The organism is Chlorogloea sp. CCALA 695, from assembly GCF_003003885.1.
In the GTDB taxonomy this organism is placed as follows: domain Bacteria; phylum Cyanobacteriota; class Cyanobacteriia; order Cyanobacteriales; family Chroococcidiopsidaceae; genus Aliterella.
Genome location: NZ_PVWN01000128.1, coordinates 1 through 3709, shown reverse-complemented (window position 1 = coordinate 3709; position 3709 = coordinate 1). Strand labels below are relative to the sequence as shown.

Genomic DNA, 3709 nt, shown 5'->3' with positions numbered 1-3709 from the left:
AGTTGCTCCTGTTTGTCCAAAGCTGTTTCTGCTGTTAATAATGCCGCTATAGCCAACTCTCTCTGTACTTGCATCTTCTTTGCAAATAGAGGCTAGAAAATCCATCAAGCCCCTAGACTGCCTTCACCTATTGAAATTCTTTTGAGATGATGGTAGGCAAACTATTAGAGGAATTGGGATTAGTAGGTAGGGTGCATTAATCGAGAAGTGAGGCAGGGAAACCCGCCTATTAATAATCAATTGATTGCCTGGGAGAGATAAACCATAGCTTTAGCTGCTGTTTTTGTTGCTTCCTTTTCTAGATAAATACAAGCATCAGGATCAGGATGGTTTTCCAGATCAATTCCTTGGAAAAAAGCATTAACAAAACCACAGCAATCAATTAACGCGCTCAAAAGCTCAATGGGTATCGTTACTGTGGGCGTTGGGAATGTAGGTTTGGTTAATCCGGATTCTACAGGATCTCTCGCTGTTTCTTTGATGTAGTGTTTGCACATACTATTTTCTGCCACTGGTAACGCTGACTGTCATCTCTCGTGGAGGTAATTGCACCATTGCATAAGTTCTCTTTGGCGATGGTTGTACCAAAGCTTTGTTACAGGTAACTTCGATGCGGCGCTCGGCTAATAACTGTACGGGAATCGAAGCGGCTAAATTGTTAGCTATCTGTTGACACTTGACTATATCAACATCACTGGTAACGTCAAATTCCAAAGTTATTTTATGAGGGTGTTGTTATTAAACTCAACGAGGTTGTTGCCAACCCCGCTGGTCTTCAAAACCGGACATGAGACTTTCACCTCATCCGGCTCCTTAGTCATTTGGTGCTTGTCACGCATACCTCATTACCCATTTATCCTCGACTTTTTCAAGTCTTCTTGGTGGGCTTAGGCTCGGTACTGTTACAACCGGATTTTTGCCAGAACTGCTATCATTAGCAGTTTTTGTGTCGTGGCAATGTCTGTGAAGTAGTTGCCAGTTGTCGTAGGAATCCTTTCCACCTTGCGATTTAGGGATTTTATGGTCAACTTCCATCACATCGTTTTCACGGAAAAACATATTGCAATGGGTACATTTTCCTTTTTGCTTTTTCAGGAGTTTTGATACCCTACTTGGCATTTCAGGATTGACACCCATTCTTGAACTCCAGTAAACTAGGTTGCCGTCGTATGGTGACGATTTGCCTTTAACTTTTACATGACGAACTATCGGAGTATCGGCATGGTCTAGTAACCATATAGGGTTTTTGCCCTTTTGTCTGGTTGCGAATACCCAGTTATCATCGCCTCTGGTTTGCCAGTATTTATTTGACACCCATTTCCCGTTCTTTAGGGGGTGACGGCGTTTTGCCCAAGCTTTAAGCTTCTGGTACGTGAGGTTATCCATATTGGAGTAAGCTTTGCTGCTTACTACCTTCGCGTAGTATTTAGCCCATCCCCGAATAATTGGGTTCAGATGTTTAATCAGTGCCGATTGTGGCACCATCCGATGGGATTCTATTACCCTAGCGATTCGGTCGTAATGTACCTTTTGCTTATCTTTGCTTGGAGTAATGATTGTTTTAAAACCTAGCAATTTACCATATGTGTTTTTCCCTGATTGGTACTTTCCTACTGGATGCTGGCGTACCAGAAATCCAAGGAAGTTGAAGCCAGGTGTTTCTTGCTCATGTTGATTGAGAGTATGGGCAAGCCTTGTTTTACTAGGTTTTAATTCAAGTCCCATGCCTTTTAACCACTCAGATATTATTAATCTGCATCTTTGGACAACGGTTACATCTTCGTGGAGAATCACGAAGTCGTCGGCATATCGGATTAAACTTAAGGCACTCTTATGCCCATCTTTCCCAAATCCACTTCTACCTGGAAGTGTCTCTGCGAATTGCTTAATCCGATTTTCCATCCCGTGGAGGGCAATATTTGCCAGGAGTGGGGATATTACCCCACCCTGGGGAGTACCTTCAGATGTTGGAAACAACTGCTTACCATCCATCACTCCCGCTTTTAGCCAACTCCTTATTTGGCGACGAATTGTAGGAAATGTATTTAATTTATTTAGCAGCGCTTCGTGGTCGATACGGTCAAAACATTTAGCAATATCGGCATCAAGCACATATTTTGCTTTATGCTTGATTGCATCAAATATTGCCTGAACCGCGTCGTGGCATGAGCGCCCCGGTCTGAACCCGTATGAGTTGGGTTCAAATCGCGCTTCCCATTCTGGCTCTAATCCCAGCTTGATGAGCGCTTGCAATGCTCGGTCATATATTGTCGGAATTCCCAATGGTCGCTTCTCATCCTTTCCTGGCTTTTCAATCCATACTCGCCTGGTTGGAGCGCTTTTTGAGTGTAATTTTAGTTTGGCAACCAGGGTGAGACGTTGCTTAGGGGTCAGTGATTTAATACCATCAACTCCTGCCGTCTTCTTACCTTGGTTGTCTTGTGTTACCCGACGAACCGATATACATTTTGCTGACCAGGACTTCATTAACGTCTTTTGGAGCCTGCGAACTGTTTTCACATCACCTCGATTAGAGGCTTGATAAATTCTCTTTTGGAGCTTATACACGCTACGTTCTAGCTTGCGCCAGTTAATTTCGTGCCATTCCGCCGTAGTCTTTAAACTCGTATTGGACATTTGTACTCCTACTAGACATTTTATCTTCCAAATCACCATGAGAACGTCAGCATATTTTTGGTATTACCCAAAACATTAGCTTCTTTCTCAATCTTTTCTACTCGCTGCATCCGGTTAGCACCTTCTCAGTTATCTGAGAGCAGGCGAGAGATTACTTCGTTCCGAATGACCATTCTGTGTACTTTTAGAGTGATGCTATCCGCCGGATTTATCGGAAGTGCGTGTTGGTCAATCAAGAACTTGCCAACTCCATATTCTTTGCCTTTTGGCTCCAGCGCATAAAGCCTTATTTCGCTGGTTAGAACTTACGACGGTTCAAGTGCATCTTCACTTACGTTACTCATTGGTACTTTTGCTCGATGGATACCGGATTAGGCTTCCAGTAGAGCCACCTTTTCTCCCCGCTTCAGGCTTTGATGGCTAGTCGCGAACCTGGGGGAGATGCTTTCACCGCTGCACCTGCGGGGTAGGATTTACACCTACATGGTCATTCAGTTATCATGATTCTTATTTGAATCAAGTTAACCGTCCCTGAGTATTACTACTCATTTAGGCTAAACGAATCGCACTCTTAAGGGTTCTACGTTCAAAATTCATAGGTGTTTGCCTTCTTTTTCCTAGTAAGTAGTTTGCTCAGATTGACTGCGGACAATTAATTTTTAAGTCCCGAACGTAGAAGTGCTTTGAATAGGGCAATCTGCGCCAATGGAATTACTGAAGCGATGGCGCTCATTAACAAGGCTGGAAGTATGCTGGTTGCCATTTGTAAGCCTCCAATAATTACTAAAGTTAATGCTGTGTGCGAAAAGATATTTTCGTGCATCGCGCACAGCATTAATAACGTTGATATCGGTCTAAAACCCCATATCTCCTTGTGCATCATCGTTTATGGTACTAGCTATGTAGCGTTGATTTACCTCAAAATCGTTTATAGTACCTTCTGGTGATAGCGCCGCCACTACACGAGATTCGCCTTCGAGCGCTGGCATTGATAGTACATCAATTTTCTGACCTGGTTCTAGCGCTGACCAAGTATAGTCCTTGAGATGCGTGTAACCAACAAAGTAATCCT

General features: G+C 43.4%; 6 protein-coding genes. 1 reads left to right on the top strand and 5 read right to left on the bottom strand.

The features are described 5' to 3' along the window. Positions 1-236 precede the first annotated feature (236 nt). From C7B70_RS25230 to ltrA, 3 genes are all read right to left on the bottom strand, one after another. A complete protein-coding gene (locus C7B70_RS25230) occupies positions 237-512 on the bottom strand; it encodes a hypothetical protein (RefSeq protein WP_146134179.1) in 276 nt (91 codons plus the stop codon). Continuing rightward, positions 499-714 carry a hypothetical protein gene (locus C7B70_RS25225; RefSeq protein ID WP_106371615.1) on the bottom strand — a complete coding sequence of 72 codons (216 nt, stop codon included), beginning with the start codon at positions 712-714 and terminating at the stop codon, positions 499-501. The genes C7B70_RS25230 and C7B70_RS25225 overlap by 14 nt, the downstream gene beginning before the upstream one ends. Positions 715-831: 117 nt before the next feature. Further along, positions 832-2637, bottom strand: coding sequence for a group II intron reverse transcriptase/maturase (gene ltrA / locus C7B70_RS25220; protein ID WP_106371617.1), 1806 nt, complete (start codon positions 2635-2637; stop codon positions 832-834). A gap of 265 nt (positions 2638-2902) precedes the next feature. On the opposite strand from ltrA, the gene C7B70_RS26205 reads away from it, so the two are divergent. Continuing rightward, positions 2903-3061, top strand: coding sequence for a hypothetical protein (locus tag C7B70_RS26205; RefSeq protein WP_233221154.1), 159 nt, complete (start codon positions 2903-2905; stop codon positions 3059-3061). A 228-nt stretch (positions 3062-3289) separates the two neighbouring features. Here C7B70_RS26205 and C7B70_RS26725 read toward each other — a convergent pair whose 3' ends face one another. Further along, entirely contained in the window at positions 3290-3460 is a 171-nt protein-coding gene (locus C7B70_RS26725) for a hypothetical protein (protein ID WP_158260599.1), read from the bottom strand. A gap of 31 nt (positions 3461-3491) precedes the next feature. Continuing rightward, positions 3492-3709, bottom strand: a 218-nt coding sequence (locus C7B70_RS26720; RefSeq protein ID WP_158260598.1) for a hypothetical protein, incomplete at its 5' end; no start/stop codon positions are given.